Raw genomic sequence first — 26,188 nt, 5'->3', positions numbered from 1 at the left:
ACTTCAGATCACGGCGGAATCCCATGGCTTTCAAGGCCACCATATTGACGCTTTATCCGGACATGTTTCCCGGCCCGTTGGGCCATAGCCTGTCGGGGCGGGCCTTGGACAATGGTTTGTGGTCTCACGAGACGGTCCAGATCAGGGATTTTGCGGCTGACAAACACAGATCGGTCGACGATACGCCTGCCGGCGGCGGGGCAGGAATGGTGCTGCGCGCCGATGTTTTGGCAAAGGCGATTGATGCGGCCGCAATTGGCAGCGATCCGCGCCCGCGTCTTCTCATGAGTCCGCGCGGAAAGCCGTTTGATCAGAAAATGGCGCATGAACTGGCAACCGGTCCGGGTGCTGTTATCGTCTGCGGCCGTTTCGAAGGCATTGATCAACGGGTGATCGATGCACGCGGTCTTCAGGAAGTCTCCATCGGCGACTATATTCTGTCGGGCGGCGAGATCGCTGCTCTGACAATGCTGGATTCGGTCATTCGGCTCATTCCCGGCGTCATGGGTAATATGGAAAGTGCCGATACCGAGAGCTTTGAGAACGGGCTTCTGGAGCATCCGCATTACACCCGTCCGGTGGACTTCGAAGGCATGACCATTCCAGACGTTCTGACTTCCGGAAACCACAAGCTTATCCATGAATGGCGGCTGGCCCAGGCTGAAAGATTGACCCGCGAACGCCGGCCGGACCTTTGGGATGCTTATGTCGGCGACCATGATATTGATGTCGACTAGAGGCCGGAACCGGGTCGCCTGGAACAGCCTACAAACCGCATGACAAGCGGCTGGAAATACTGTATCAACACCCGCGCGTGACGGGTGTTTTTTCGAACTCCGTGCGCAACCAATAAACATGGCCCAAAGCTGGTATCGGCCTGAGTTAAGAAGGCCGCGCTACCTGTTTTGTAATTGAAAAGGGAAATATGCCATGAACATCATCGAACAGCTCAATGCCGAGGAAATGGCTCGCATTGAAGAGAAGCGCAAGCTTCCTGAATTTTCTCCGGGTGATACGGTTCGCGTTAACGTGCGCGTGACGGAAGGCAACCGGACCCGTACCCAGGCTTACGAAGGTGTCTGCATCGCCCGTTCCGGCGGCGGCATTAACGAGAGCTTTACCGTTCGCAAGATCTCCTACGGTGAAGGTGTCGAACGTGTATTCCCGGTCTTCTCCCCGATGCTGGAAGGTGTAGAGGTTGTCCGCCGCGGTAAGGTCCGCCGTGCGAAACTCTACTACCTGCGTGACCGCCGCGGTAAGTCTGCACGTATCGTCGAAGCTACCAATGTCCGCGCCAAGCGCCTCAACGAAGCAGCGCGTGCCGAAGTTGCTGCTGCAAAGGCCGCCAAGGCTGCAGCGAAGGAAGCCGAAAAGGCTGCTGCAGCAGAGGCAGCTGCCGAATAAGCTCCGACACTTCAAACAATTTCAGGCGGCCCTTGCGGCCGCCTTTTTTGTGACCGCATCAACTGCACTTGACAAAAGCTCAACTGGATCTGCTTGACCCTTTGCCAGCGGTGAGTCATCACCATGTTAAGGGCGAAAAGCCCGTAAAAGATAAAGGCAATGGCTTTGACCTGACCGGCGGCAGCAGCTTCCTCCGGCCATTGGCAGGCACATTGCCCGGTTTCAGGAGATACCCATGGCAAGAGCACGGACGCTTTACGACAAGATCTGGGACGACCATTTGGTGGATCATCAGGAAGACGGTACGGCTCTTCTTTATATCGACCGCCATCTGGTTCACGAGGTGACCAGCCCGCAGGCTTTTGAAGGCCTGCGAATGACCAACCGAAAGGTGCGTCAGCCGCAAAAGACGCTCGCGGTCGTTGACCACAATGTCCCGACGACGGACCGCAGCCATGGCATTGATGATCCGGAATCGGCTCTGCAGGTTGAAACGCTGGCGAAGAATGCGGCCGAGTTCGGCGTGGAGTACTACTCCGAACTGGATATGCGCCAAGGCGTCGTTCATATTGTTGGTCCGGAGCAAGGCTTCACCCTGCCGGGCATGACAATTGTCTGTGGTGACAGCCACACCTCCACCCATGGCGCATTCGGGTCTCTGGCCCACGGCATCGGGACATCCGAGGTCGAACATGTTCTGGCGACCCAGACCCTTATTCAGAAAAAAGCCAAGAACATGCTGGTTCAGGTCGACGGCAAACTGCCCGACGGCGTGACCGCCAAGGACATCATCTTGGCGATTATCGGCGAAATCGGCACAGCCGGTGGCACCGGTTATGTGATCGAATATGCAGGCGAGGCAATCCGGAGCCTGTCCATGGAAGGCCGGATGACGGTCTGCAACATGTCGATTGAGGCGGGCGCGCGCGCCGGCCTGATTGCGCCGGACCAAACGACCTACGACTATATTGAGGGCCGTCCGAAGGCGCCCAAAGGCGAGGCATGGGATCGCGCAGTCGCTTATTGGGAAACCTTGAAGACAGACGAAGGCGCTGAGTTCGACAAGGTGGTCCGGCTGGATGCCGCAAACCTGCCGCCGATCGTCAGCTGGGGCTCGTCGCCGGAAGACGTGGTGTCGGTTGAAGGCGTCGTGCCAAATCCGGACGAAATCGACGAGGAAAACCGCCGCGCCTCGAAAAAGCGTGCGCTCGATTACATGGGGCTCGAGCCGGGCACCAAGATTACCGACATCAAGATCGACCGGGTTTTCATAGGGTCCTGCACCAACGGCCGGATCGAAGACCTGAGAGCGGCCGCTTCGGTGATCGGCAGCAAGAAGGTTCACCCCGAGGTCAATGCGATGATCGTTCCCGGGTCCGGTCTGGTCAAGGAGCAGGCGGAACAGGAAGGTCTCGACAAGGTGTTCAAGGACGCCGGTTTCGAGTGGCGGGAGCCGGGATGTTCCATGTGTCTCGCCATGAATGCGGACAAATTGAAGCCGGGTGAGCGATGCGCGTCGACGTCCAACCGGAACTTCGAAGGGCGGCAGGGCTTCAAGGGCCGCACTCATCTGGTGTCACCGGCCATGGCGGCGGCGGCCGCGATCGCGGGGCACTTTGTCGACATCCGGAACTGGCCAGAAAACTGATTCGGCTTGGGAATCCGGTCTTTGAAGGGCGCCGTTCGGCGCCCTTTTTTGCGCAGGCAACCAGTTCTCCAAGGAAATAAGTTAATCGGCAAATTATCAATAAAAATCAGAAGTTTAATTAAAATAGGCCCGGCAGATATGTGACAAATTGTCAATTTACGGGAGAGAATTATTTAGGCTTCACAAGACTGTCACTTGAGCACTACAATACTCGCGACACATGAGGACTACATTTGCTGTCCGACTGACCGGGCGGCAGGCTGTCCGATCAGGTGTAAGGAGCGGAAGGTGACGATTGCTGTTTCGTCGGGCGCCCATCCGGCGTTGGTACTCAATGCGGATTACCGGCCCTTGAGCTACTATCCATTATCGCTTTGGTCCTGGCAGGACACGATCAAGGCGGTGTTTCTGGACAGGGTCAACATAGTTTCTGAATACGACGCAACGGTCCGAAGTCCGAGCTTCGAATTCCGATTGCCCAGCGTCGTCTCTCTCAAAACCTATGTAAAGCCAAGCCGTTTTCCCGCCTTCACCCGCTTCAACGTTTTCCTCCGCGACAAATTTCAGTGCCAATATTGCGGTTCCAAGGACGAACTGACCTTTGACCATCTGATTCCACGCTCAAAGGGTGGTCTGACGACTTGGGACAATGTCATCACCGCATGTTCGCCCTGCAATTTGAGAAAAGCCAACAAGTCCTGCAAGCAGATCAACATGTGGCCAATGCACATGCCGTTCCAGCCGACAATTCAGGACCTGCACAATAACGGGCGCGGGTTTCCGCCCAACTATCTGCACGACAGTTGGCTCGACTTTCTTTACTGGGATACCGAACTCGAGCCGTGATGTCCCTCCTCCGGCGAGGTTGAAACTGCACAGTTTCTTGCGGCTCACAAAAAAGCGCGGCCCGGAGCCGCGCTTTTCGTGTTGATGTGGTGCTGGTCAGGGCCGGTTTTGCCGATTGTCGATGAGATCGTCGACGACTGTCGGATCGGCCAGGGTCGAGGTGTCGCCAAGACTGTCGAAGCTGTCCTCCGCGATTTTTCTCAAGATCCGGCGCATGATTTTACCGGAGCGGGTTTTGGGAAGACCGGGCGCGAACTGGATGAGATCGGGTGTTGCAATCGGTCCGATTTCCGAACGTACGTGCGTCACGAGCTCCTTTTTCAGGGTATCTGTCGGTTCCTCGCCCTCCATCAGGGTAACATAGGCATAGATGCCTTGCCCCTTGATGTCGTGCGGGTAGCCGACAACGGCGGCCTCAGAGACTTTCGGATGCGCGACCAGCGCGCTTTCCACCTCGGCCGTGCCCATCCGGTGGCCGGAGACGTTGATCACGTCATCCACCCGGCCTGTAATCCAGTAATAGCCGTCCTCATCGCGCCGGCAGCCATCACCGGTAAAATACAGGCCCTTGTAAGTGGCGAAGTATGTCTGCACGAACCGGTCGTGATCGCCATAGACGGTCCGCATCTGGCCTGGCCAACTGTCGGTGATGACGAGATTGCCTTCGGTTGCACCTTCCTGGAAATTGCCCTGCGCATCCACAATTGCTGGCTGGACGCCGAAGAACGGTCTTGTGGCCGAGCCGGGCTTCAGGTCGGTCGCGCCGGGCAGGGGCGTGATCAGGATACCGCCGGTTTCGGTTTGCCACCAGGTGTCGACAATGGGGCACCGGCCTTCGCCAACCACATTGTAGTACCAGCTCCAGGCTTCCGGATTGATAGGCTCGCCGACCGATCCCAGAAGGCGCAGGGATTTGCGGGAGGACTGGGTGACATATTCGTTTCCGCATCCCATCAGCGCCCGGATTGCGGTGGGGGCGGTATAAAAAATGTTGACGTTGTGCTTGTCACACACCTGCCAGAACCGGTCTGGTCCCGGATAACTTGGAACGCCTTCGAACATCAGGGTCGTGGCGCCGTTTGCCAGTGGTCCGTAGATGATATAGCTGTGTCCCGTGACCCAGCCGATATCGGCGGTGCACCAGTAAACGTCGCCTTCGTGATAGTCGAATATGTACTCGTGGGTCATGGACGCGTAGACGAGGTAACCGCCTGTCGTGTGCAGGACACCCTTGGGTTTTCCGGTTGATCCCGACGTGTAGAGGATGAACAGCGGATCTTCCGCATTCATCTCGACAGGTGCGCAGTGATCCGAGACGCGGTCTGCTTCCTCGTGGTACCAGACGTCCCGGTCTTCGACCATTGTGACATCGCCACCGGTGCGTTTGACCACGATGACACTCGACACCGGAGTTTTTTCGACGGCCCGGTCCACATTTGCCTTCAGCGGGATTATGCGGCCGCCGCGCAATCCTTCGTCAGCGGTAATGACACAGTCAGAACCGCAATCTTCAATGCGTTGCGCAAGGCTGTCTGGAGAAAAACCTCCGAAAACAATCGAATGAACAGCTCCTATTCTGGCGCATGCAAGCATCGCATAGGCAGCTTCGGGAATCATGGGAAGGTAAATCGTGACCCGGTCGCCCTTTTTGACACCTTGAGCATGGAGCACATTGGCGAACAGGTTCACTTCATGGTGAAGCTGCTTGTAGGTTATGACCTTGTGCTCTCCCGGATCGTCGCCTTCCCAGATGATGGCGGGCTGGTCTCCCCGTGTTTCCAGATGCCGGTCGACACAATTGGCCGATACGTTCAGCGTTCCATCCTCGAACCATTTGATGGAAACATTGTGGTAGTCGTAGGAGGTGTTTTTGACCTTGGTGTATGGCTTGATCCAGTCGAGCCGTTTGCCGTGTTCGCCCCAAAACGCATCCGGGTTGTCGACCGATTGGCGGTACATTTCCTCGTAGCTGGCATTGTCCACGTGAGCATGGGCTGCGATCTCAGCCGGCACGGGGAACACATTGTTTGACATTTCCATAACCTCCCAGACGACACATATGGTGCGTTTTGCAGTGTTTTTTGCGCGACGGCCGTGTTTAGTCGGCGGCATTATGCTGAGGACCTTCCCAAGCGTCCATATGGAATTCGCTGGTACTTTGGTATCCGTAGCCGTTTGTCGTAAGGGAATGTCCGGGTTTGGGCCGTGATTCAGGCGGGGAAATCGTCGATCAGGCCGATCAATATCCCCTGGACCAGCAGGACGCCGAGCCAGTGCCCCGAATCGATGGCAGTCAAGCTCCACGGTTTTCCCTGAAAACGGTGATTGACGATCTGAGCTGGCAGCATGAAGCCGATCCAGATCATGGCAGCGGAGATCAATCCGGACCGGACCGACGTACCAGCCACATGATAGATCACGCCGGCAAAGACGAAGGCCATTATGAACTGGCAAAGGAAAGTGAGCGCCATGATCCCTGGAGACGGTCTGGATTGGCCGGCACTCAGGCCGGCTGCCTGCATCCAGGCTTTGCCAAGCAATCCGTACCACAGGGCACCAAACAAAAATCCGCCAACTGCAGCGCCCAAAGCGCCCAACAGGTTTATTCCGTCATACATCATGAATTGCACCTCCTGCCTGTCTGCTTCCATAGGCCAAAAAACGGAGGAGCAACAGGTCCGGCAGGTGGTGGCTTCAAGACACCCGGTCCCGAAAGCAAAAAGGGGAGCCCTCGGCTCCCCAATCGCTCACTGAATTTGCTTCTAATCAGTTTTTCGGAACAATCACGCCGCCCTGATCGCCCCCGATATTGGTATAACCTTCGTCTGAAGAGGGGGTTTCCTGGAGGGCAGTTGGCGGGTTGTCTGCGGGTACGTCGGCCTTAAGCGGGCTGTCCTGATCGGCCTGAACTGCGGGCGTGTGCGGTTCAGCCGGCCCCACGACCGGAGCATCGATTGTACCGCCGTCCAGATTTTCGACCACGCCGCCCTGCTCTTCCTGAATATTGGTGAGGGGGTCCTGCGGTGCAGCCTCATGATTGTCGGCATGTGCCATGGAAACGGCGCCAAGAGCTACAAGAGTTGCACCAGCCACCTTAAGAATCAGCTTAGCCATCGTATAATATTCCCCAATTGAGATTGTATCAGACGGTTACCCTGCGTATCAGACTGTAATCCTTATCACTTCGCCTTCATGAATATACTAGATATCATTTTCTTTAATATCAACACAGTAATTTTGAGTTGCGTTTAAGTGAAGATATGAAATTAATACTAATGATAAATTTATCAATATTCATAAGGTGTTCTTGTTTGCGGTTTCAAATGTCCGGGGCATTGGGGAAGGTGCCGGGAAAACCGTCTTCAAAACGACGAAAGGGAGCCGTTCGGCTCCCCTGTCGTGCAACGCATGAATGCGCTGGTCAGGCGTTCGGAACAATCACTCCGCCATTATTTGTTCCGACATTCGTGTATCCGACATCCGAAGACGGCGAGACTTTCAAGGCCTGCGGGCCGTTATATTTCACGAGTTGTGTTTTCAAAGGGCTGCCGGTGTCGGCGTAAATGCGTGCATGGTGCGGTGTGCTCGGGCCGACAATCGGCGAGTTGATCGTCTGATGCCCCAGGTTTTCGACTGGACCGCCGTTGTTGCTCGCCATATTCGTCAGGGTTGCTGCATTCGCTGCGGAAACTGCGACAAGTACAGCCATGGCTGCACCGGCCACTTTATAAAGTAGCTTGGCCATCTTAAAATATTCCTCACTTAGATTTACCAGGAAAAGAAATCGTCTGGTACACGCTATGTGGGTATGCAAATTGAAGAGTCAAGAACACTGTTAAATATTACATGGCATGACGTGAATTCAGTACCTTACGTAGAGGGGCTGTGATTTTGATCTGGGCAGTGACATCGATAGGGAACTCGTAGGAGAGAACAAAAGCTAACCTACGGCTGCGTTCCAGCTGGGTGTCATTTCGTAAGTCTGATGTTACCTCAATTCAGCCCGTACTTGATGAAACCTCGATGGGTACATGCCAATGCACCGCGCTGGAGCGGAACAGGGCTTTTGGACGCCAGGAGATATGTCTCAGGCTTGGGCAATTGCGTAAGAAGACCGGGTTTGGTCTGTTATTGGGGGCGTCTAAAGAGTGCCGATCCAGGAGCCGAGAGAGCGGACAAGGAGGTAGCCTGAATAGCTGCAGCGGTGAACAGGCCCACCAGCACAACGCCGGTCATCTTGGTCATTTGGGCATTCAGGACTCTGGCTCTTCCTCTCTTCCTCTCTTCCTTGATTCAACAAGGGCGCCTTCCACTTGCTGTTCCTGATCTGGGAAGGGTTTCCATCCTACGCAAAACATACTTCTGATAGCTGGATCGGCATTTCGATATAAATTTTGTTCAATATCTATGGCCATGGTTGGTAAAGGATGACTGTGCCATATTTAAAAAAGGCATCAGGGTAACAGTATGCTTTTTCAAGTTGCTGCGTATGGCTTTCTAGGTCTCGCCATTGTAATTGCGGCGGTTCATCGAGGGCCTTGGTTGCCACTCGGGGTCTTCTTTGCCGCATGTGTTGCTGCATTGATCTCTGGAAACTTGGCCTGGACAGGAGCAGCGCTGGTCGGGGTCGTCGGGGCTACGAGTTATATGCTGTACCAAAGAGCACCGGGAACATGGTTGTCCGGGTCTCTTATTGTCGTGCTTTTGGCAAGTGGTATCGCCATCCTGCTTCATCTCGCTCCGGGCTTTCATAACCTGAAACTCCTGTCCGGAAGCAGGACAAGCGCAGATGCCGCTCCGTATTCACTCTATCTGAATTTCGACAAGGCGAGCCTCGGTTTTTGGCTTTTGCTGTTTGCGGCTGGTTCCGCTCCATCGATATATGAGTGGGGGCGGATTGCTAAGCTGAGCCTCGTTTACTTTGTTCCGGCGGCGGTCGTCCTTATCGGTACGACCTATTTGGCCGGTCTTGTAGCGTTCGACCCAAAGCTCGTGAGTTTCCTGCCTGTCTGGTTGTTTGCGAATCTGTTGTTTGTGTCCGCGGCCGAAGAGCTGTTTTTCAGACAATTCATTTTGGGGTGGTTGTTGAAATGGTTCGGCAGAAATGGTTTGGGCGGCGCCTGTGCGTTGATTCTGTCTTCGATCCTATTCGCAGCTTTTCACCTTCCAGGGGGAGTGTTCTTTGCCGGTTTCGCAGGCCTTGCCGGATTGTTCTACGGACTAGCCTTTTGGAAATCAGGGCGCGTCGAGGTTGCCATTCTGGTCCATTTCCTTGTGAACCTGACCCATATACTATTTTTCACCTATCCGTATATCGCTCGGGTGTCATAGTCGCTTTGGCCACGTCCGTCACCAGATTGGGAGCGGTGCAAGGGATATGAAACCGGCGGCTCGATAGTCCTCGATCACATCTGGTGTGGTTTCATGGCCAACAAGACAGGTACCAGAGGCGGGTTTGTTTGCTTCGTGGAGGATCTCGTCTTGGTTGCGCCTTGTGCGAAAGAGGTTTGTAATTTGGGATGGTCCGTTGTTCGGGATGGCATCTGCCGCATCATCGTATCCCGCCAGAGAAAACAGGCAACATCCTCGCGAGTGAAAAGGCTGGTGGTGAAATTGCCTCGATCTTTTGGGTTGCCGCCAAAGGCCTTTGTCCAGACCTTCAGATCATGATTCTCGTAAGTCCGGTGTGCTGGTCCGTCAGGCGCTGGAGTTCCCCTAAGGTTCGCGACCCAAATGAGGCAACGGGCTGCAAAGGGTTTTGTAAAACCGAAAGGTTCCAGATCCGGATAATCAAATCTGTTCTTGGTAGCCGTATCGGGGGCGAGCCGGCGAACGCATCCAATCGGTGCGCGATGGTAGTATCCTGCAGGGTGACCAGATTGGGATAAAGCGGCTTGCGTCCGGTTTTACAAACCCCGGAAAGCGGGCTCGAAACGACTGAACCGTTCCAAGTGCACTTAACACCGCATCGTACCAAAACGCATTGCTTCAGGCGCAGCTGTTCTGCCATTCCGACGATTTCAAACGGTAAGCCCGCCTTTTTCGACGATGAAATCGACGACTGTCTCCACGCCGGTCCCGGCCCTGGTGTTGGCGAAGACGAAGGGGCGTTGCTTGCGCATGACTTTTGCGTCGCGGTCCATGACCTGAAGATCGGCCCCGACATGGGGGGCAAGGTCGGTCTTGTTGATCACAAGCAGGTCGGAGCGGGTGATGCCAGGCCCGCCTTTGCGGGGGATTTCCTCACCGGCGGCGACATCAATCACGTAAATCGTGAGGTCGGCCAGCTCCGGAGAAAAGGTCGCAGCCAGATTGTCACCGCCGGATTCGATCAGGATCACATCCAGATCCGGAAAAGCTTCGGTCAGGTCGTGAACGGCTGCGAGATTGATGGAGGCATCTTCCCGGATCGCTGTGTGGGGACAGCCGCCGGTTTCGACGCCACGAATGCGGGCACTCGGCAGTGCCTGCGACCGGACAAGCGCCTCCGCGTCTTCACTGGTATAGATGTCATTGGTGATGACGGCCATGGAATAGCGCTCGCGCATGGCCTTGCAAAGGCGGTCGGTGAGGGTGGTTTTGCCAGCCCCTACCGGCCCGCCGATACCAACGCGAAGGGGACCATTTCCGGAAGTCATGAGCGGAACAGCCTCGTGTACTGGGTTTCATGGTCCATTGACGCGATATCGGTCAAAAAGGTCGCCGATCCAAGATCGTCAAGGGACAGGGTTTCGATTGTAGCCGCGGTCTTGAGGATCACCGGCTCAAGCCGGGCAAGGACTTTCTGGCCGTCCGTCTGTCCGAGCGGCACAAGCCGGATAGCAGCTGAAATCAGGTTGGAGACGAATGCCTGAAGGCTTGCGGCAAGGACTGCATGCCTTGAAATGCCGTGGCAGGCGCTGGCCGTGCCGATTGCGACAGGAAGCGGCCAGCTTTTTACGCAAGTGTCCGACGCTTCGTCGGTGAGCTGTGCAAGGATGTCAAGCGCGGGCGTTTCTTCCCCCGGTGCCCACGCGGCTGCAACCGTCTGAATAAATGCCGTTCCCTGAGCGCTTGCCTCCAGATGCCGTTCCCTGGAGGGTTGGAGGGCGAGCCCGAGCTCGATCAGCTCTTTCACTGCGCCAACATCACCGGCGCTGGTGGCGTTAAAACTTTCTTTCAGCAAGATGCCGTCATTACGGCCTGCACCGTAATTCAAGATGCCCTCGATCCAGTCTTGCAAGCTTTGCGGATCGTGGACGGTCCCGTCCTCGACAAGTTTTTCAAGCCCGTGGCTGTAGCTGAAACCGCCAATCGGAAAGGCCGGAGACAGGAAGGCCAACAGTTTGATCAGGGCCGATTGGGAGGCGTGCTCAGTCATGAGAATGGGAATGATCGTGGCCATGGGTTTGACCATGGCCATATGCCCCGCCTTCGGGATCGAATGGAGCGGTAACCGGCAGTAGTTTGCCACCCAGTTTCGCGACCATGTCCTCAATCACGTGGTCACGGCGGATTCTGAGTGTCGTGCCCATCAGCTGGGTCGGCAGATGCCGGTTGCCCAGATGCCAGGCGATCTTGACAAGATGGGCAGTGTCTTCGGCATGGATTTCCACCAGGGCCTCCGGTTCGGCACACACCTCAATGATGGACCCGTCTTCCAGTACGAGCCCGTCGCCATGGTGCAAATGCACGGCCTTGGGCTGATCGAGCAGAAAACTCACGCCGTTTTCGGCGGTCAGGGCCGCCCGTCTCCGGTGGCGGTCCTCCCGGTCGAGTGTGATGGTGCTGGCCGGTTGACCCGGCCAGCACCCTGATGACTTGATTTCGATGACCCTGATCATGCGGGTTCTGCGATCCTTTCGATCATTGCCAGATAGGCCGGGCGTTGCCGCAGGCGCTTGAAATAGTCATAGACCGGACCTTCCTTCGGCAGGTCGAACTTGGCATTGGCTGCCCAGCTACCACAGTGACCGGCGATGATATCCGCGATCGTGAATTGGGCGCCTGCGAGGTATTCATTGTCACCAAGCCGCTTTTCGAGGTGCTTCAGGCCCCGCGCAAACTCTGCCTGACAGGTTTCCTTCACGTCCGGCACACGGAGCTTCTCCGGCAGAACAAAACTGTGTTTGGCAGCCATCCAGAGCGGTGTCTCCAGTTCGTCCACCACGAATTGGGTCATGCTGTCCTGTCTGGCCCGTTCAAAGGTGCCCGCCGGATAGGTAAACTTGCCCGACTTGTCGGCAAGATAGGTGCAAATGGCGACACTGTCGGTGAGCAAATTGTCGCCGTCGCGCAGGATCGGCACCTTGCCGCTCGGATTGACTTCCCTTGCTTCGGGCGACTGTGGCATGACCGGCGTCACCTTGTAGGGTGCGCCGAGTTCTTCCAGGATCCACATCACCCGCATGGCGCGGGTCTTGGCAAAGCCTATGACTTCATACATTTCCACTGACCTCCCGTAAAAATTGCGTACTTGCTTAAAACAGAAAGTAGCGTTGTGCCATAGGCAATACGTCTGCGGGTTCGCAGGTCAGAAGCTCGCCGTTGGCGCGAACCTCATAAGTCTCCGGATGGACTTCGATTTCGGGTGTCGCGTCGTTCAGGACCATTGATTTCTTGGAAATGCCGCTTCGGACATTCTTGACCGGCAAGACAAGACTCTGAAGTCCGGCCTTGTCCTTCACACCGTTTTCATGGGCGGCCTTGGAGACAAAGGTCACCCGGCTTTCGGTCATGGTCTTGCCGAAGGAGCCGAACATCGGCCGGTAGTGCACCGGTTGCGGTGTCGGGATAGATGCATTCGGGTCGCCCATGGGGGCTGTGGCGATGGTGCCGAGCTTCAGGACCATATCGGGTTTTACGCCGAAAAAGGCCGGGCTCCACAGGCACAGATCCGCGAGCTTGCCGACTTCGACCGAACCGATGTGCTCGTCCAGACCATGCGCGATGGCCGGGTTGATCGTGATTTTCGAAATATAGCGTTTGACGCGCAGATTGTCGTTTTCGCCGGTCTCGCCGTCCAGCCGGCCGCGTTGGACCTTCATCTTGTGCGCGGTCTGGAAGGTGCGGATCACGACTTCTCCGACACGTCCCATGGCCTGACTGTCGGATGCGATGATCGACATGGCGCCCATGTCATGCAGGATGTCTTCGGCGGCGATGGTTTCGCGCCGGATGCGGCTTTCGGCAAAGGCGACATCTTCCGGGATGGTGCTGTCGAGGTGGTGACAGACCATCAGCATGTCGAGATGTTCGTCGATCGTATTGACCGTGTAGGGGCGTGTCGGGTTGGTGGAACTCGGCAAGACATTGGTTGCGCCGCAGACCTTGATGATGTCGGGCGCATGACCGCCTCCGGCGCCTTCGGTGTGGAAGGCGTGGATGGTCCGGCCCTTGAAGGCCGCCAGAGTGTTTTCGACGAAACCGGATTCATTCAGCGTGTCCGTATGGATCATCACCTGAATGTCGTATTCGTCGGCAACCGACAGGCAGGTGTCGATGGTGGAGGGCGTCGTGCCCCAGTCCTCGTGCAGTTTCAAAGCGGATGCACCGGCCAGCACCTGTTCTTCCAGCGCAGCGGGCAGGGAGGCATTGCCCTTGCCCGAAAAGGCCAGGTTCATCGGAAAACTGTCGGCCGATTGCAGCATCCGGGTGATGTGCCAGGGACCTGGCGTGCAGGTTGTGGCGTTGGTTCCGGTTGCGGGGCCGGTGCCGCCGCCAAGCATGGTCGTGACACCGGATGTCAGGGCCTCTTCGATCTGCTGCGGGCAAATGAAATGGATGTGAACGTCCAGCGCGCCTGCGGTCAGGATCTTGCCTTCACCGGCGATCACTTCGGTTCCGGGACCGACAACGATATCGACACCGGGTTGAACGTCCGGGTTTCCGGCCTTGCCGATCCCGTCAATCCGGCCGTCGCGCAAGCCCACATCCGCCTTGACGATCCCCCAATGATCTACAATCAGCGCATTGGTGATCACGGTGTCGACGGCACCTGAAGAGCGCGGCTGCTGGGATTGGCCCATCCCGTCGCGGATGACCTTGCCGCCGCCGAACTTGACCTCTTCGCCATAGGTGGTGAAGTCCTTTTCGACTTCGATGATCAAATCGGTATCTGCAAGGCGTAGCCTGTCACCCGTGGTCGGGCCGAACATGTCGGCATAGGCAGCGCGGGACATATTGAAGGGCATTCACTACTCCGGTCGGCGCGTGGCAAGGTGTTTGGCGGAAAACGTCAGTTTCCGAGACCTTGAACCAGCTCTTTCAATTCTTCGGTTCTTTGTTTTGTCAGGGTGGTCCGGCAGCCATAGACAAGCATGGGCTCCATGCTGCCGCCTCTGGCAAGAAATCCATAAGATGTGCAGGCCTTGTCGCGGAACGGGATCCACGCACGCTGAGCGTCTTTCAGCGCATCAGCTGCCCCCTTAAGGCTCTGCGGAAGCATGCTGTCCATTTGTGTCATGTGTTCAAGAGCTTCGCCGTAAACCTCGTTCAATTGCCTGTCGGCTTGCTCCCAGCTCTGCTGGGCGCAAAATGTCATTTCCATTTGCGTGAGCGGATAACCGCAGTCGATTTTCTCGTTTGCCTTGGCAGCGCTCGCGAGACAGGCCAGAACAAGAGCGGGCAGGAACGTCAGGACCGTTTTTGCCGTGAGCGGAAGTTTCGTAACACAGCTGCGCATCATCCAATCCTTTCATGAAACGAACCAATTGAATCAGTGAGATTCCGCTTCTTCGATGCCGGATCGTGCCATCCCTTGTCGGAGACGACGACATTGAACATCCGGTAGCGTTGGCAAGGCTTGACCTGACCGGTGGTCTGTACCGCCTACAATTCGCCCATGACCTTTTGATTGAAGCCGTAGACTGTCCGGCCCCCTTGAAAGGGAACCAGAACCACTTCCCGGGTCTGGCCCGGTTCGAAGCGCACGGCTGTCCCGGAGGGAATGTCGAGCCGCATGCCGCGCGCTGCTTCGCGATCGAACGCAAGGCCCTCGTTGGTCTCGGCAAAATGATAATGGCTGCCGACCTGCACAGGCCGGTCTCCGGTGTTGGCAACTTCCAGTTTCAACGAGTTGAGCCCGGCGTTGAGTTCGATTTCGCCGTCGGCGGGCAGGAGTTCGCCAGGGGTCATTTTCGGTCTCCCTTGCGGCGCTTGTACCATGCAAAGGTTCCGCCAATGCTGAGGCCGATTGCAAAGATCACAAGCGTTTCAATCGTGAAATAGCTGGAGGCATCGGTGTGCGGATGGGCGTGCTCCTGAACGCTTGGATGCGCCAGTGCCTGACTTGCTGGCAAGCCGAAAAACAGGGCGGCGGAAATCAGTTTCTTCATCGCTTACAGCTCCCGGACTAGCGAATGGGCTCATGGACGGTGACCAGCTTGGTCCCGTCGGGAAAGGTTGCTTCCACCTGAACATCATGGATCATCTCGCTGACCCCTTCCATCACCTGGTCACGTGTCAGCACCTTGCCGCCAGCTTCCATCAGGTCCGCGACACTGCGGCCGTCACGTGCGCCTTCGACCACAAAGTCGGTAATCAATGCGATGGCTTCGGGATGATTGAGCCGGACACCGCGCTCAAGGCGGCGCCGAGCGACCACGGCGGCCATGGAAATCAGCAGTTTGTCTTTTTCTCTCGGGGTCAGGTTCAAGTTTGAGTCTCCAGAGGGGTGGACGTCTAGCAGTACCAGACGCGCGGCAATGGCCGGTTCCGGTAGCGTTCAAGAAACGCCATCAATGCGGATTTGAGATGGCGGCTGTCATGGGCGATGAAACGCGCCACCAGAATGTCATTCCAGGCGCTGGCCGCAGCCGTGATCTTGCAGTCTTTGGTGGCCGCCTGAAGCGCACTGCGCGCAGATTGCAGATGGTCCTCGGCATCGGGGCGGCAATCCAGAAGTGTTGCAAAACAATGGGCTCCGGATGCAGTTGCTGTTCCCTTCAGAATGCGGGCCGGATCGCCGTTTAGCCGGATGTCGTCGGCAAAGACCAGCCTGCCATTGCGCCTGATGCGCCAGCGGTCGGCAAAGGACAGTTGACGAACGGTTTCACGCATGGCGGTCCGGCCGATAACGACGCTTTCAATTGCCAGAAGACGGGCATCTTCGGCAAGGTCTGCGGAAAGGGTCCGGGTCAGGCTGGAATGATCGAACAGAATGGCTTCTTGCGGCAACCATTCCAGAAAAGCGCCCTTTTCGACGGTGAGCCGGGACGCGATCTCGCCGGATCCGCCAGGTGACCGGTAGGCGCGCTCCGCTGTCTGGCTGGCGACGATGGCGTGCGTCTGCTCACGCGCCCGGGCCTCGTAGACCAACCGGTCGCCGCCGGTTACGCCGCCCGAGGTGTTGATGATCACACCAACCGGTATTTGATCGTAAACTCTCGGGAGCCTGATTTTGGCTGAGCCGCTTTGATAAAGCTCGTCGAGTGCGGCGCGTCCGTTTACGTTCTTGAAAACAACGCGGGCATGCGCGCGTGTGCGCTGGAGCCGAGGCGGCTTGGCGAATGAAATGCTCGCATTTCCAGCCTGATACATATGTACGCATACCCCCGACCGACAATCACCCGAAAACGCCTTCTAGTTGAAAATTATCATGTTTCCAACTTTTGTGACGGCGGGTAGTGGAAAATTTAGCAAACCCCGGGCCAACTGAAAAAACTGAGCGGCGTGAACGGTTTGTTCTTTAATCAGAGTGCGATTGATCGTCTGTAGTGATCATGAATTGTGCATCTGCTTCGAAATCAGGCGGATTTAATCTGTCCTTACGTAAGGTTGTTTTTGCAATATGAACGGTAAATCGGTTATGACTACCGCGTCTGTGGGGGCAGGTCGGCAAGCGTTCCGGGGAAAACAGTGACCTGCGAACTGTAAGAGGAAAGAGTATCCGTGGCATTGAAACGTGGTCAGGTCGGCTTCCTTTTCATACCGCTTTTCCTTTCAGTCCTGATCGCGTCGCTTGTGTCTGCGCGTGCGGAGATCGGAACTCACATCCTGATCGATGCGCGCTCTGGTGAAGTGTTGTCGCAGAAAGACCCGACGCGTCTTTGGTATCCGGCGTCCCTTACAAAAATCATGACCGCCTATGTCACGTTCAAGGCAATCCGTGAGGGGCGGGCCAGCCTCGATTCCGTGGTTGTGCAATCGAAGAACTCCCTGTCTGAGCCGCCGAGCAAGATGGGGTTCAAGGCCGGGACCAAAATCACCGTAGATGCGGCGCTCAAGATCATTCTGATCAAGTCGGCCAATGATGTTGCTGTCGCATTGGGGGAAGCGATTGCAGGTTCCGAGCCCGCGTTCATTGCGATGATGAATGCTGAGGCCAAACGGCTCGGAATGGTCGATACGCGCTTTGTGAACCCGCACGGGCTGCCGGATAACCGCCAGGTGACGACCGCACGGGACATGGCCATTCTGGCTCAGGCGTTCTGGCGCGATTTTCCCGAAGCGCGCGACTATTACCGGCATCCGGGAATCAAGTTCGGCAATAAAACACTGCGCTCCGCCAACCGGGAATATCTGCTTCGAGTCCAGGGTGCCAACGGCATGAAGACCGGTTACATCTGCAATTCCGGATTTAATGTTGCAGCAACCGCAACGCGCGGACGGCGGACATTGATTGCCGTTGTGATGGGTGCAGCGTCCGGTCTGGAGCGGATTGCGCATACTCGTCAGCTTATGGATGACGGGTTCAGGAAACGGTCGGGCCGGTTCACCCTGGCGACTTTGCCGCGTTCCGGGGGGCGTCCACCCGCAGACGGTTATTGCCGGCGCAACCCGAAACCGGGCGCAAAAGGCATCATGGCCCGGTACGACCTGGAAAAGTCCAAACCGAAAAGCAGCGCCTTGTCGTTCACCAATCAGAACCGCAAGGAAGGCAGTGTTCTGATCCCCGGCCTTTTCACGAACAAGCAAGCGCCGGAAAGTGCGGAGAGCACTGCGAGCGGCGATTTCAAGCTTCCGAACGGAAAAACCGACTGGGGATTGATCCTGGACAGGAGCATCGGCCCCCGGCGTTTGGCATTTCGGACGATCCCTGTGTCAACGGGCGTACCGAACGGGGCGCGAGCCCCCTCTGTAGCGACGTCTGAAGCAATTGAAATCATAGAAGTTCCACTTCCTGTGCCCAACCCCCGGCGGCAGCTTGCAGCTGCTGTCGCGCGGGCTGCGGCAAAAGCGGCCGGGGATGGCGGGGAAGTGCAGCTTCCCGTGGCAACCACGCCAGCCCCGGGATCCCTGTTTCGTCCAGGAACAGCCTTTGCGGTGCCAGTCCCGTCGCCACGGCCCGGCAACTGATATAAGCCAGTATAATCTTTGGTCCTGTCAGATTTGAGCGCAATAACGCTGGCCGGAGAAAGATTTTTTGCAGTTTATTGGCAACTCTACCTAGATTTGAGGGGTTGCGCCTCATAGTCGTTTACCGTGTGTTAACCGACTTTCGAAACCATGGAAACATCACATCCCGGTCATGTGTCTTGCGTCCGGGAGCGGAAAGACATAACCGCGGAATTGGAGCTGGCGTCAAAGCGCTGGTGAAAAGAATGAGACAGAGCCATGCGTGAATCAAAATCCTCGGCAACATTGCGTGCACTGGCGGATCTTGCGGACCTCTCCGCCACCCAACTGCAGGAGGGCCGCTCGGTCGATGAAGTGATCGATGTGCTGCGCAAGGCCGCCACGGCTGTCCGTGCTGTTGTTCAGGAGCAAGCCGACAACGACCGTATCCGGCGGCGGCCGGTCGTTCTGTCTATCGTTGAAAAAAATTCCGCGTGAGCGTTTACCGCTTCAGTCAGGCTTGGCCATGGTGGTAATTGAAAGCGCTGTCCGCTAGGTGTAGCTCCAAAGGAGTTGCCCACCCATGAGCGCAGACCAAGACCGTCCGGCTTCTGCTCCCAAAGGACCAAAGCCCCCTATTCCCCTGTCCGTCATTACCGGATTTCTCGGTGCCGGCAAGACGACCTTGCTCAATCGGATCCTGAAGGATCCGGAGATGGCAGACACGGCCGTGATCATTAATGAATTCGGCGAGATCGGCCTTGATCACCTGCTGGTCGATCAGGCGAGTGACGGCGTTCTTGAACTGTCGTCCGGTTGCCTGTGCTGTACCATCCGTGGTGATCTCGTGACGACGCTGGAAGATCTTCTGCGCCGTCTGGACAATGGACGCATGGACCGGCTCGCGCGTGTCGTGATCGAAACCACGGGTCTGGCAGATCCGGCGCCGATTCTGCATACGATCATGTTGCATCCTTATCTGATGATGCGTTACCGGCTGGAAAGTGTGGTGACCCTCGTCGATGCGGTCAACGGGCTGGAAACGATCAACACGCATGAAGAAGCCCGCCGCCAGGCTGCCGTTGCCGACCGGCTTGTGCTGACAAAGACAGACCTGATCGGCAAGGAAGGATCAAGTGCCGGCTATGCGTCCCTGATCGACCGGTTGGCAGGGCTGAACCCGGGCGCAGTCAGACTGACCGCTCAGGCAGGCGAAGCGGTTCCAGCCCGCCTGTTTGATGCCGGACTTTACGATCCCAGGACGAAAATACCGGATGTGGCAAAGTGGCTGAATGCGGAAGCCTATGAAGGTCACGACCATTCACACGCGCACGGACATGACCATCTCCATCATCATCACGGTCATGAACACAGCCCTGACCACGACCATGGCCATGCGCATGATGTGAACCGCCACAGCGACAAGATCCGGGCATTCACGCTTGCCACGGACCGGCCGGTCTCTGCGTCGGCGCTCGAAATGTTCCTGGATCTTCTGCGCTCGGCCCACGGACCGAAACTACTGAGGGTCAAGGGGATCGTTCAGATTGCCGAAGACCCGGACCGTCCGGTGGTGATTCACGGCGTCCAGCATGTGTTCCATCCGCCTGCGACCCTCGAAGGATGGCCGGACGAGGACCGGCGCACCCGGATGGTCTTCATCACCAACAATCTGCCGGAAGGGTTTGTCCGCAAGATGTTCGAAGCGTTTTCCGGAGCGCTTCTGCCGGACACTCCGGACCCGAAAGTCCTCGTCGACAACCCGCTGGCGATTTCAGGCTTCAAGAGCCACTAGCGGCTTGCAAGGGCATCTTTTGATACGTTCGGTGATTGCTTCGACACAAAAGGATCCCTGCCTTGTGAAAGGATCCTTTGGCGCAGATTGCGAAAAGTAACCTTACTTCTCGCTCTCCTTGAGCCGGATCAGGCCTTCCTGTGCGGTGGAGGCGATCAGCTCGCCCGAACGGGTATAGATGATCCCCTTGTTCATGCCGCGAGATCCGGAGGTCGACATCGTTTCGGTGGCATAGAGAAGCCATTCATCTGCGCGGAATGGCCGGTGAAACCACATCGCGTGGTCGAGGCTGGCGGCCTGAATGTCCTTGTTGAACACGGAGCGGCCATGCGGGAACAGCGATGTGTCCAGCAAGGTCATGTCGGAGGCATAGGCCAGAACGCATTGGTGAATGCGCGGATCATCCGGAAGGGCGCCGGTGGCACGGACCCAGACATATTGCTGGGGCGGGAGTTTCTTCTGGCTGAAATAATGGGTCAGGTCGACAGGACGCAGTTCGATCGGCCTCTCACGTTCCCAGTAGTTGCGCACGCTTTCCGGCGCGACACTGAGGTATTTCTCGCTCAGTTCCTTTTCGCTCGGCAGGTCCTCGGGCATGGGCACATCGGGCATGGTCAGCTGATGCTCCAGGCCGTCCTCTGCGACCTGAAAAGAGGCCGACATGGAGAAGATCGCCTTGCCATGCTGAATGGCGACAACACGCCGCGTGGTGAAACTGCCGCCGTCGCGGATCCGGTCCACTTCATAGATGATCGGGACCGACGGATCGCCCGGCCGCATGAAATAGCAATGCAGCGAGTGCACGTGCCGGTCTTCGACAACCGTCCGGGAGGCTGCCACAAGCGCCTGGCCGATCACCTGACCGCCGAAAACCCGTTGCCAGCCAACCTGGGGGCTGCGACCACGAAACAGGTTGTGTTCCAGCTGTTCGAGGTCAAGTATTTGCAAAAGCGTATCAATGGCCGTGTTCATCGGCGCGTTCCCTGCTACATAAAACAGTGATTGTACGAATTGGGTGCCATGTTCATATGGCGTAAGCCACACTTGGACGACCCCTTACGTTAAAGTCAAGGCGCGTCGGGAGATTGGCAAGTGGCTCGGGAGAAAAAAATGGCAGAAGCCAAATCAGGTCGGGATGTGTTTGATGTTGCCATCGCCGGGGGCGGCTATGTCGGGTTGTCCCTTTCGCTTGCGCTGAAAAAATCCGACCCGACGCTGAAGATAGCGGTCATCGATCCCAAACCTATGGATAGTCTTGCGGGAGATCCGCGCGCCTCCGCGATTGCCGCTGCCGCCAGCCGCATGCTTGATCAGCTTGGCATCTGGCAGGATCTTCTGCCAACGGCGCAGCCGATCAACGAAATGATCGTCACCGATAGCAAGCTGCGCGATGTTGTCCGGCCGGTATACCTGACCTTTGATGGCGAGGTGACCGAAGGCGAGCCGTTTGCGCATATGGTGCCCAATGGCGAGATGATGCCGGCCCTCTACAATGCCGCCAGCGATCTTGGCGTGACGTTCCTGGCACCAGACAGCGCCAGAACCTTTCGCTCCGAGCCGAGCAAGGTGGAACTGCAGCTCGCCAGCGGCGATGCAATTGAGGCACGCCTTCTGGTTGCCGCGGACGGTGTCCGGTCGAAACTTCGCGACCTTGCGGGCATCAAGACCGTTCACTGGGACTACGGCCAGTCCGGTATCGTGACGACGATCAGGCATGAACGTCCGCATCAGGGACGGGCCGAGGAGCATTTTCTGCCCGCTGGTCCGTTTGCCATTCTTCCGCTTCCGGGCAACCGGTCTTCGCTGGTCTGGACCGAAAAAACGCGCGACGCAGAGCGTTTGGTGAAAGGGGACGAGTTCACCTTCGAGCTGGAGCTGGAGCGCCGCTTTGGCCATCACCTGGGTAAACTCGAGCTGGCCGGGCCCCGAAACGCCTATCCGCTTGGTCTGACCCTGGCGCGTGATTTTGTGCGGTCGCGTTTCGCCCTGATTGGTGATGCGGCTCACGGCATTCACCCGATCGCGGGGCAGGGGCTGAACATGGGCTTCAAGGATGTCGCCGCGCTGGCGGAAGTCATCGTCGATGCCCGCAGGCTCGGGCAGGACATCGGAGGTCTCGATGTGCTTGAGCGCTATCAGCGCTGGCGGCGGTTCGATGCGCTTCAGATGGGCATCGTAACCGATGTTCTGAACCGGCTGTTTTCGAATGACATCGACATCGTGCGCGCGGCGCGGGACTTCGGCCTCGGACTGGTTGACCGGATGCCGCGTTTGAAGTCCCGTTTCATAAATGAAGCTTCCGGATTTGCCGGACCCGCCCCGAAACTGCTATCAGGCGATCCGATCTGATCAGTCAAACTACGTACGGGGTCGCGCAAGCCTTTCATGTCCCAGGACCAGACACTTCATCCGCAGCGCACGGTGCTCATGACCGGCTGCTCTACCGGGATTGGTGCGGCTGCCGCGCGATCCATGCGCGCGCGGGGTTGGCGTGTCTTTCCCGCTGCCCGCCAGCAGGCCGATGTCGATGCGCTCAAGGCCGACGGTTTTGAAGCGTTTCGTCTCGATTACGAGGACGCGGAAAGCATCAAGGCTGCGGTCGAGGACGTGTTGTTGCTGACTGGCGGCAAACTCGACGCGGTGTTCAACAACGGTGCCTATGCGATCCCGGGGGCTCTGGAGGATCTGCCGGCCGACGGATTGCGCGCCTTGTTTGAAGCCAATTTCATTGGTTGGCACGATCTGACACGGCAGGTCCTTCCCGTGATGCGGGCGCAAGGGTCCGGTCGCATCGTTCAGTGTTCGTCGGTGCTCGGTTTTATCGCGATGAAGTATCGCGGAGCCTACACGGCGTCAAAATTCGCACTTGAAGCCTATTCAGATACGCTGCGACAGGAGCTGAAGGGCTCGGGCATTCACGTCAGCCTGATCGAACCGGGGCCGATCGAAACAAATTTCACCAAGAATGCGCTTGCGAATTTCGATAAGTGGATCGGTGACGCCGGAACGAACGCATCGGTTCACCGCGAGACCTACCGGAAGCGGCGGATCCGCATGGAAGACGGAGAACGGGGCCGTTTCAAGCTTCCCCCAGACGCTGTTGTAAAACGGCTGATCCATGCGCTGGAAGCACAGCGGCCGAAGTCGCATTATCACGTCACTGTCCCGACCCACCTGTTGGCCGTATTGAAGCGGATCCTGCCGGTAAGCCTGCTGGATCGGTTTCTGATTTCGGCTGCCGACGCCGAAGAATAGAAAATGCGGGCTTGCATGTTCGTCAAGACGCGTGCGCCCTGAAGGAAAACATGATGTCGCAGATATTCAATGCACTCGTTCCAATAGGTTTGGCTGCCGTGGCCATTGTCCTGCTGTTGGGAATATGGAACATGATGCGGGGCGGGCCATCCAGCCGGAGCCAGATGCTGATGCGCTGGCGCGTTGGGTTGCAGTTCCTGGTGGTTGTTCTGGTCATGGCCGGGCTCTACTTTTTCGGACAACACCGCTAGAACTTCGGGAGCAGAACGACGTGGTTGTACTCAACAAGATCTATACGAAAACCGGTGACGACGGCACAACGGCGCTCGGCACCGGGGAGCGGCGTCCCAAAAGCGACCTTCGGATCGAAACCTACGGCACGGTGGACGAAACCAACTCGGTCGTGGGACTGGTACGTTTGCATACCTCGAAAATTGCTCCGGAAGTCGATGCGGTCCTGGGGCGGATCCAGAATGATCTGTTCGATCTGGGCGCAGACCTTGCGACGCCTGAATCGGATCAGGATCTCGGTTATGAACCCTTGCGGATCACGCCAGCGCAGGTCACCGCAATTGAAGAGGCCATCGATCAGTTCAACGCGGAACTCTCTCCCTTGAGGTCGTTTGTTCTTCCTGGCGGGAGCGAAGCATCGGCCTATTTGCATTTGGCCCGGACGGTTTCGCGGCGCTGCGAGCGGCTTTTGGTCAAGCTTCAGTCTGTCGAGAAGATCAACGCGTCGGCCGTCTTGTACATGAACCGGTTGTCGGACTTCTTCTTTGTTGCCTCGCGCTTCCTCAATGCCAAGGGCGAAGCGGATGTGTTGTGGGTGCCAGGCAAGAACCGTTGATGGTGCCTGGAAACGCGGCTTCGGTGTCGGCTTGCTGTCTTTTCACGAGATCATAGGCAAGCATGTTCATTCCGCTCCATGACCACAACAGCTGGGAGCATGTGGTCAGTCCCGTTGTGACATGGGGACTGATCCTTGCCAATGTTGCGATTTTCTTGATGGTCCAGGGGGCAGGGCTCGGCGATGCCGGTCATGCATCCGTCTACTCCTATGGCCTGATCCCCAGCGTTTTCTTCGATCAGAAAGACTTGCCGTTTGCACTGGACGCTGTTCCGGCGGGCTGGTCGGTCGTGACTTACGCTTTCCTGCATGCCGATTTCATGCATCTGATTGGCAACATGCTGTTTCTCTGGGTGTTTGGCGACAATGTCGAAGACGCTATGGGCCATGTCCGGTTTCTTGTCTTCTATCTCTTGTGTGCGGCTGCGGGCGGTCTGGCCTATGCGGTCAGCGCCTATGGATCCGATGTGCCCTTGATCGGCGCGTCGGGCGCGGTATCTGGAGTGGTGGCGGCGTATTTGATGCTGCATCCAAAGGTCAAAGTCTGGGTTTTGGCTTTGGGGCGTATCCCTTTGAGACTGTCTGCACAGTGGCTCCTGGGCGCCTGGGTCGCTTATCAGATTTTCAATGCCGTTTTCGCACAGGAAAGCCGGGTCGCTTGGTCGGCACATATTGGAGGCTTGGCCGCAGGAGCGGTGCTCGTTGTGTTCCTTAGAAGGTCCGGCGTTAGACTATTTGACAGGGGATTGTGAGCGGCGAATTGTCGCGATTCCGGTGGGCGGTTACCAGAAGCGGGCAAGCTTCCCTAAGGCGATCGTTGACACATGCCGTGCAGGTCAGTACCGTCCCGCGTCACGCGTTCAAGATGGCTGAAAACTGCCATTTTTGCGCAGTGGTAGCTGCGGCGGCCAGGTCAAAATAATGCGGTGCGGCAAACATGCCGGTCCAGTAAGAGGTGGAGACCAGATGAAGATCCTAGTGCCCGTGAAGCGGGTCATTGACTACAACGTAAAAGTCCGTGTGAAGCCCGATGGTTCGGGTGTCGATCTTGCCAATGTCAAGATGTCGATGAATCCGTTCGACGAAATCGCCGTCGAAGAAGCCCTGCGGCTGAAGGAAGCCGGCAAGGCAACGGAAGTTGTTGTGGTGTCCGTTGGTCCTCAACAGGCGACCGAAACGCTCCGCACCGGTCTTGCCATGGGTGCCGACCGCGGCATTCTTGTGAAGACCGACGAGACGACCGAGCCGCTCGCCGTCGCCAAGATCCTGAAGGAAATCGTGGCACAGGAAGAGCCTGGCCTCGTGATCCTCGGCAAGCAGGCAATCGATGACGACTGCAACCAGACCGGCCAGATGCTGGCAGCCCTTCTCGGCTGGGCTCAGGGGACATTCGCGTCCAAGGTTGATCTCGGGGACGATTCTGCCGACGTCACGCGCGAAATCGACGGCGGCCTGCAGACCATCAAGGTCAAGCTCCCGGCGATCGTCACGACTGACCTGCGTCTCAACGAGCCGCGCTATGCCTCTTTGCCGAACATCATGAAGGCGAAGAAAAAGCCGATCGACGAGAAGTCTCCGGCCGACTTCGGTGTTGATGCGGCCCCGCGTCTGACCGTTGTGTCGACGGCTGAACCGGCAGCACGCAAGGCCGGCGTCAAGGTTGGCTCGGTGCCCGAGCTCATCGAAAAGCTGAAGAATGAGGCAGGCGTCCTTTAAGGGCACGCCTCAGGAGGAAACAGACATGACTACTCTTCTTGTAGCAGAACATGGCGGCGGCGCTCTCAGTGATGCGACGGCAAAAGCCCTGACCGCAGCCTCTGCACTGGGCGGCGACGTCCACATTCTGGTTGCCGGCAAGGACGTCAAGGCAGTTGCCGACGAGGCAGCGAAACTCGCCGGTGTTGCCAAGGTACTTGTGGCCGACTCCGATGTGCTTGAGCATCAGCTTGCCGAACCGATGGCTGACCTGATCGTCGCCATGGCAGGCGGTTATGATGCTGTTGTTGCTGCGGCAACATCCAACGGCAAGAACATTCTGCCGCGCGTTGCAGCACTCCTCGACGTGATGCAGATCTCCGACATCACCGCCGTTGTCGATGCGGACACTTTCGAGCGTCCGATCTACGCAGGCAACGCG

29 protein-coding genes and 1 pseudogene are annotated in these 26,188 nt (G+C 57.2%); 15 read left to right on the top strand and 15 right to left on the bottom strand.

Going from position 1 to position 26,188, the window contains the following annotated elements; genetic code table 11:
- Window positions 1-23 precede the first annotated feature (23 nt).
- The 4 genes from trmD (at window position 24) to E1297_RS34205 (ending at window position 3,898) form a co-directional block, all read left to right on the top strand.
- Window positions 24-737 carry a tRNA (guanosine(37)-N1)-methyltransferase TrmD gene (gene trmD, locus E1297_RS34220; protein WP_155146059.1) on the top strand — a complete coding sequence of 238 codons (714 nt, stop codon included), beginning with the start codon at window positions 24-26 and terminating at the stop codon, window positions 735-737.
- A 193-nt stretch (window positions 738-930) separates the two neighbouring features.
- A complete protein-coding gene (gene rplS / locus E1297_RS34215) occupies window positions 931-1,404 on the top strand; it encodes a 50S ribosomal protein L19 (protein WP_155146058.1) in 474 nt (157 codons plus the stop codon).
- Window positions 1,405-1,639: 235 nt separating this feature from the next.
- The gene (leuC, locus tag E1297_RS34210; protein ID WP_155146056.1) at window positions 1,640-3,052 is read left to right on the top strand and encodes a 3-isopropylmalate dehydratase large subunit; all 1,413 of its coding nucleotides are present in this window, start codon (window positions 1,640-1,642) and stop codon (window positions 3,050-3,052) included.
- Between the two features lie 288 nt (window positions 3,053-3,340).
- A complete protein-coding gene (locus E1297_RS34205) occupies window positions 3,341-3,898 on the top strand; it encodes an HNH endonuclease (protein ID WP_368669781.1) in 558 nt (185 codons plus the stop codon).
- Window positions 3,899-3,994: 96 nt separating this feature from the next.
- Here the strand turns inward: E1297_RS34205 and acs are convergent, their stop codons facing one another.
- The 4 genes from acs to E1297_RS34185 form a co-directional block, all read right to left on the bottom strand.
- Window positions 3,995-5,932 (bottom strand): acetate--CoA ligase, encoded by a 1,938-nt coding sequence (gene acs / locus E1297_RS34200; RefSeq protein ID WP_155146054.1) that lies wholly within the window; start codon window positions 5,930-5,932, stop codon window positions 3,995-3,997.
- 176 nt (window positions 5,933-6,108) lie between these two features.
- Entirely contained in the window at window positions 6,109-6,519 is a 411-nt protein-coding gene (locus E1297_RS34195) for a DUF1761 domain-containing protein (RefSeq protein WP_155146051.1), read from the bottom strand.
- Window positions 6,520-6,664: 145 nt separating this feature from the next.
- Window positions 6,665-7,012 (bottom strand): hypothetical protein, encoded by a 348-nt coding sequence (locus E1297_RS34190; protein ID WP_155146049.1) that lies wholly within the window; start codon window positions 7,010-7,012, stop codon window positions 6,665-6,667.
- A gap of 307 nt (window positions 7,013-7,319) precedes the next feature.
- Complete coding sequence (locus tag E1297_RS34185) at window positions 7,320-7,643, bottom strand: hypothetical protein (protein ID WP_155146047.1); 324 nt, start codon at window positions 7,641-7,643, stop codon at window positions 7,320-7,322.
- 722 nt (window positions 7,644-8,365) lie between these two features.
- Here E1297_RS34185 and E1297_RS34180 point away from each other — a divergent pair.
- Window positions 8,366-9,229 (top strand): CPBP family intramembrane glutamic endopeptidase, encoded by an 864-nt coding sequence (locus tag E1297_RS34180; protein WP_155146045.1) that lies wholly within the window; start codon window positions 8,366-8,368, stop codon window positions 9,227-9,229.
- A gap of 689 nt (window positions 9,230-9,918) precedes the next feature.
- On the opposite strand, the gene ureG is transcribed toward E1297_RS34180, so the two are convergent.
- The 10 genes from ureG to E1297_RS34130 form a co-directional block, all read right to left on the bottom strand.
- A complete protein-coding gene (gene ureG, locus E1297_RS34175; protein WP_155146043.1) occupies window positions 9,919-10,536 on the bottom strand; it encodes an urease accessory protein UreG in 618 nt (205 codons plus the stop codon).
- The gene (locus tag E1297_RS34170; protein WP_368669779.1) at window positions 10,533-11,300 is read right to left on the bottom strand and encodes an urease accessory protein UreF; all 768 of its coding nucleotides are present in this window, start codon (window positions 11,298-11,300) and stop codon (window positions 10,533-10,535) included. The genes ureG and E1297_RS34170 overlap by 4 nt, the downstream gene beginning before the upstream one ends.
- The gene (locus tag E1297_RS34165) at window positions 11,251-11,721 is read right to left on the bottom strand and encodes an urease accessory protein UreE (RefSeq protein WP_155146041.1); all 471 of its coding nucleotides are present in this window, start codon (window positions 11,719-11,721) and stop codon (window positions 11,251-11,253) included. Before E1297_RS34165 ends, E1297_RS34170 begins: the two co-directional genes overlap by 50 nt.
- Window positions 11,718-12,323: a glutathione S-transferase family protein gene (locus E1297_RS34160; protein WP_155146039.1), complete on the bottom strand. Its 606-nt coding sequence runs from the start codon at window positions 12,321-12,323 to the stop codon at window positions 11,718-11,720. Before E1297_RS34160 ends, E1297_RS34165 begins: the two co-directional genes overlap by 4 nt.
- Window positions 12,324-12,357: 34 nt before the next feature.
- Window positions 12,358-14,070, bottom strand: coding sequence for an urease subunit alpha (gene ureC / locus E1297_RS34155; protein ID WP_155146038.1), 1,713 nt, complete (start codon window positions 14,068-14,070; stop codon window positions 12,358-12,360).
- A gap of 44 nt (window positions 14,071-14,114) precedes the next feature.
- The gene (locus tag E1297_RS34150) at window positions 14,115-14,561 is read right to left on the bottom strand and encodes a lysozyme inhibitor LprI family protein (RefSeq protein WP_155146232.1); all 447 of its coding nucleotides are present in this window, start codon (window positions 14,559-14,561) and stop codon (window positions 14,115-14,117) included.
- Between the two features lie 146 nt (window positions 14,562-14,707).
- Window positions 14,708-15,013, bottom strand: a complete 306-nt coding sequence (locus E1297_RS34145; RefSeq protein ID WP_155146036.1) for an urease subunit beta — start codon at window positions 15,011-15,013, stop codon at window positions 14,708-14,710.
- A complete protein-coding gene (locus tag E1297_RS34140) occupies window positions 15,010-15,213 on the bottom strand; it encodes a hypothetical protein (RefSeq protein ID WP_155146034.1) in 204 nt (67 codons plus the stop codon). The genes E1297_RS34145 and E1297_RS34140 overlap by 4 nt, the downstream gene beginning before the upstream one ends.
- A 17-nt stretch (window positions 15,214-15,230) precedes the next feature.
- Entirely contained in the window at window positions 15,231-15,533 is a 303-nt protein-coding gene (locus tag E1297_RS34135) for an urease subunit gamma (RefSeq protein WP_155146032.1), read from the bottom strand.
- Between the two features lie 26 nt (window positions 15,534-15,559).
- Window positions 15,560-16,417, bottom strand: a complete 858-nt coding sequence (locus E1297_RS34130) for an urease accessory protein UreD (RefSeq protein ID WP_155146030.1) — start codon at window positions 16,415-16,417, stop codon at window positions 15,560-15,562.
- 351 nt (window positions 16,418-16,768) lie between these two features.
- On the opposite strand from E1297_RS34130, the gene E1297_RS34125 reads away from it, so the two are divergent.
- The 3 genes from E1297_RS34125 to E1297_RS34115 all read left to right on the top strand — a co-directional run bounded on the left by E1297_RS34125 (window position 16,769) and on the right by E1297_RS34115 (window position 19,949).
- Window positions 16,769-18,175, top strand: a complete 1,407-nt coding sequence (locus tag E1297_RS34125) for a D-alanyl-D-alanine carboxypeptidase family protein (RefSeq protein ID WP_209016175.1) — start codon at window positions 16,769-16,771, stop codon at window positions 18,173-18,175.
- A 258-nt stretch (window positions 18,176-18,433) separates the two neighbouring features.
- Window positions 18,434-18,652: a hypothetical protein gene (locus E1297_RS34120; RefSeq protein WP_155146028.1), complete on the top strand. Its 219-nt coding sequence runs from the start codon at window positions 18,434-18,436 to the stop codon at window positions 18,650-18,652.
- Between the two features lie 85 nt (window positions 18,653-18,737).
- Window positions 18,738-19,949, top strand: coding sequence for a GTP-binding protein (locus E1297_RS34115; RefSeq protein WP_155146026.1), 1,212 nt, complete (start codon window positions 18,738-18,740; stop codon window positions 19,947-19,949).
- 102 nt (window positions 19,950-20,051) lie between these two features.
- Here the strand turns inward: E1297_RS34115 and tesB are convergent, their stop codons facing one another.
- The gene (gene tesB / locus E1297_RS34110; protein ID WP_155146024.1) at window positions 20,052-20,921 is read right to left on the bottom strand and encodes an acyl-CoA thioesterase II; all 870 of its coding nucleotides are present in this window, start codon (window positions 20,919-20,921) and stop codon (window positions 20,052-20,054) included.
- 138 nt (window positions 20,922-21,059) lie between these two features.
- On the opposite strand from tesB, the gene E1297_RS34105 reads away from it, so the two are divergent.
- The 7 genes and pseudogenes from E1297_RS34105 to E1297_RS34075 all read left to right on the top strand — a co-directional run.
- Entirely contained in the window at window positions 21,060-22,298 is a 1,239-nt protein-coding gene (locus E1297_RS34105; protein ID WP_155146022.1) for a ubiquinone biosynthesis hydroxylase, read from the top strand.
- Window positions 22,299-22,334: 36 nt separating this feature from the next.
- Window positions 22,335-23,204, top strand: a complete 870-nt coding sequence (locus tag E1297_RS34100; RefSeq protein ID WP_155146020.1) for an SDR family oxidoreductase — start codon at window positions 22,335-22,337, stop codon at window positions 23,202-23,204.
- A 53-nt stretch (window positions 23,205-23,257) separates the two neighbouring features.
- Window positions 23,258-23,455: a twin transmembrane helix small protein gene (locus E1297_RS34095; protein WP_155146228.1), complete on the top strand. Its 198-nt coding sequence runs from the start codon at window positions 23,258-23,260 to the stop codon at window positions 23,453-23,455.
- Between the two features lie 20 nt (window positions 23,456-23,475).
- Entirely contained in the window at window positions 23,476-24,051 is a 576-nt protein-coding gene (locus tag E1297_RS34090) for a cob(I)yrinic acid a,c-diamide adenosyltransferase (RefSeq protein ID WP_196223472.1), read from the top strand.
- 62 nt (window positions 24,052-24,113) lie between these two features.
- Window positions 24,114-24,803 (top strand): rhomboid family intramembrane serine protease, encoded by a 690-nt coding sequence (locus E1297_RS34085; protein ID WP_155146015.1) that lies wholly within the window; start codon window positions 24,114-24,116, stop codon window positions 24,801-24,803.
- Window positions 24,804-25,017: 214 nt separating this feature from the next.
- On the top strand, window positions 25,018-25,767 hold the full coding sequence (locus tag E1297_RS34080) for an electron transfer flavoprotein subunit beta/FixA family protein (RefSeq protein ID WP_155146013.1): 750 nt from the start codon (window positions 25,018-25,020) through the stop codon (window positions 25,765-25,767).
- Between the two features lie 25 nt (window positions 25,768-25,792).
- A pseudogene (locus E1297_RS34075) lies at window positions 25,793-26,188 on the top strand (electron transfer flavoprotein subunit alpha/FixB family protein); the annotation flags it as partial.

The organism is Roseibium sp. RKSG952 (assembly GCF_009711355.1).
The sequence above is the reverse complement of the archived record's forward strand: the minus strand, read 5'-3'. Positions and strand labels throughout refer to the sequence as shown.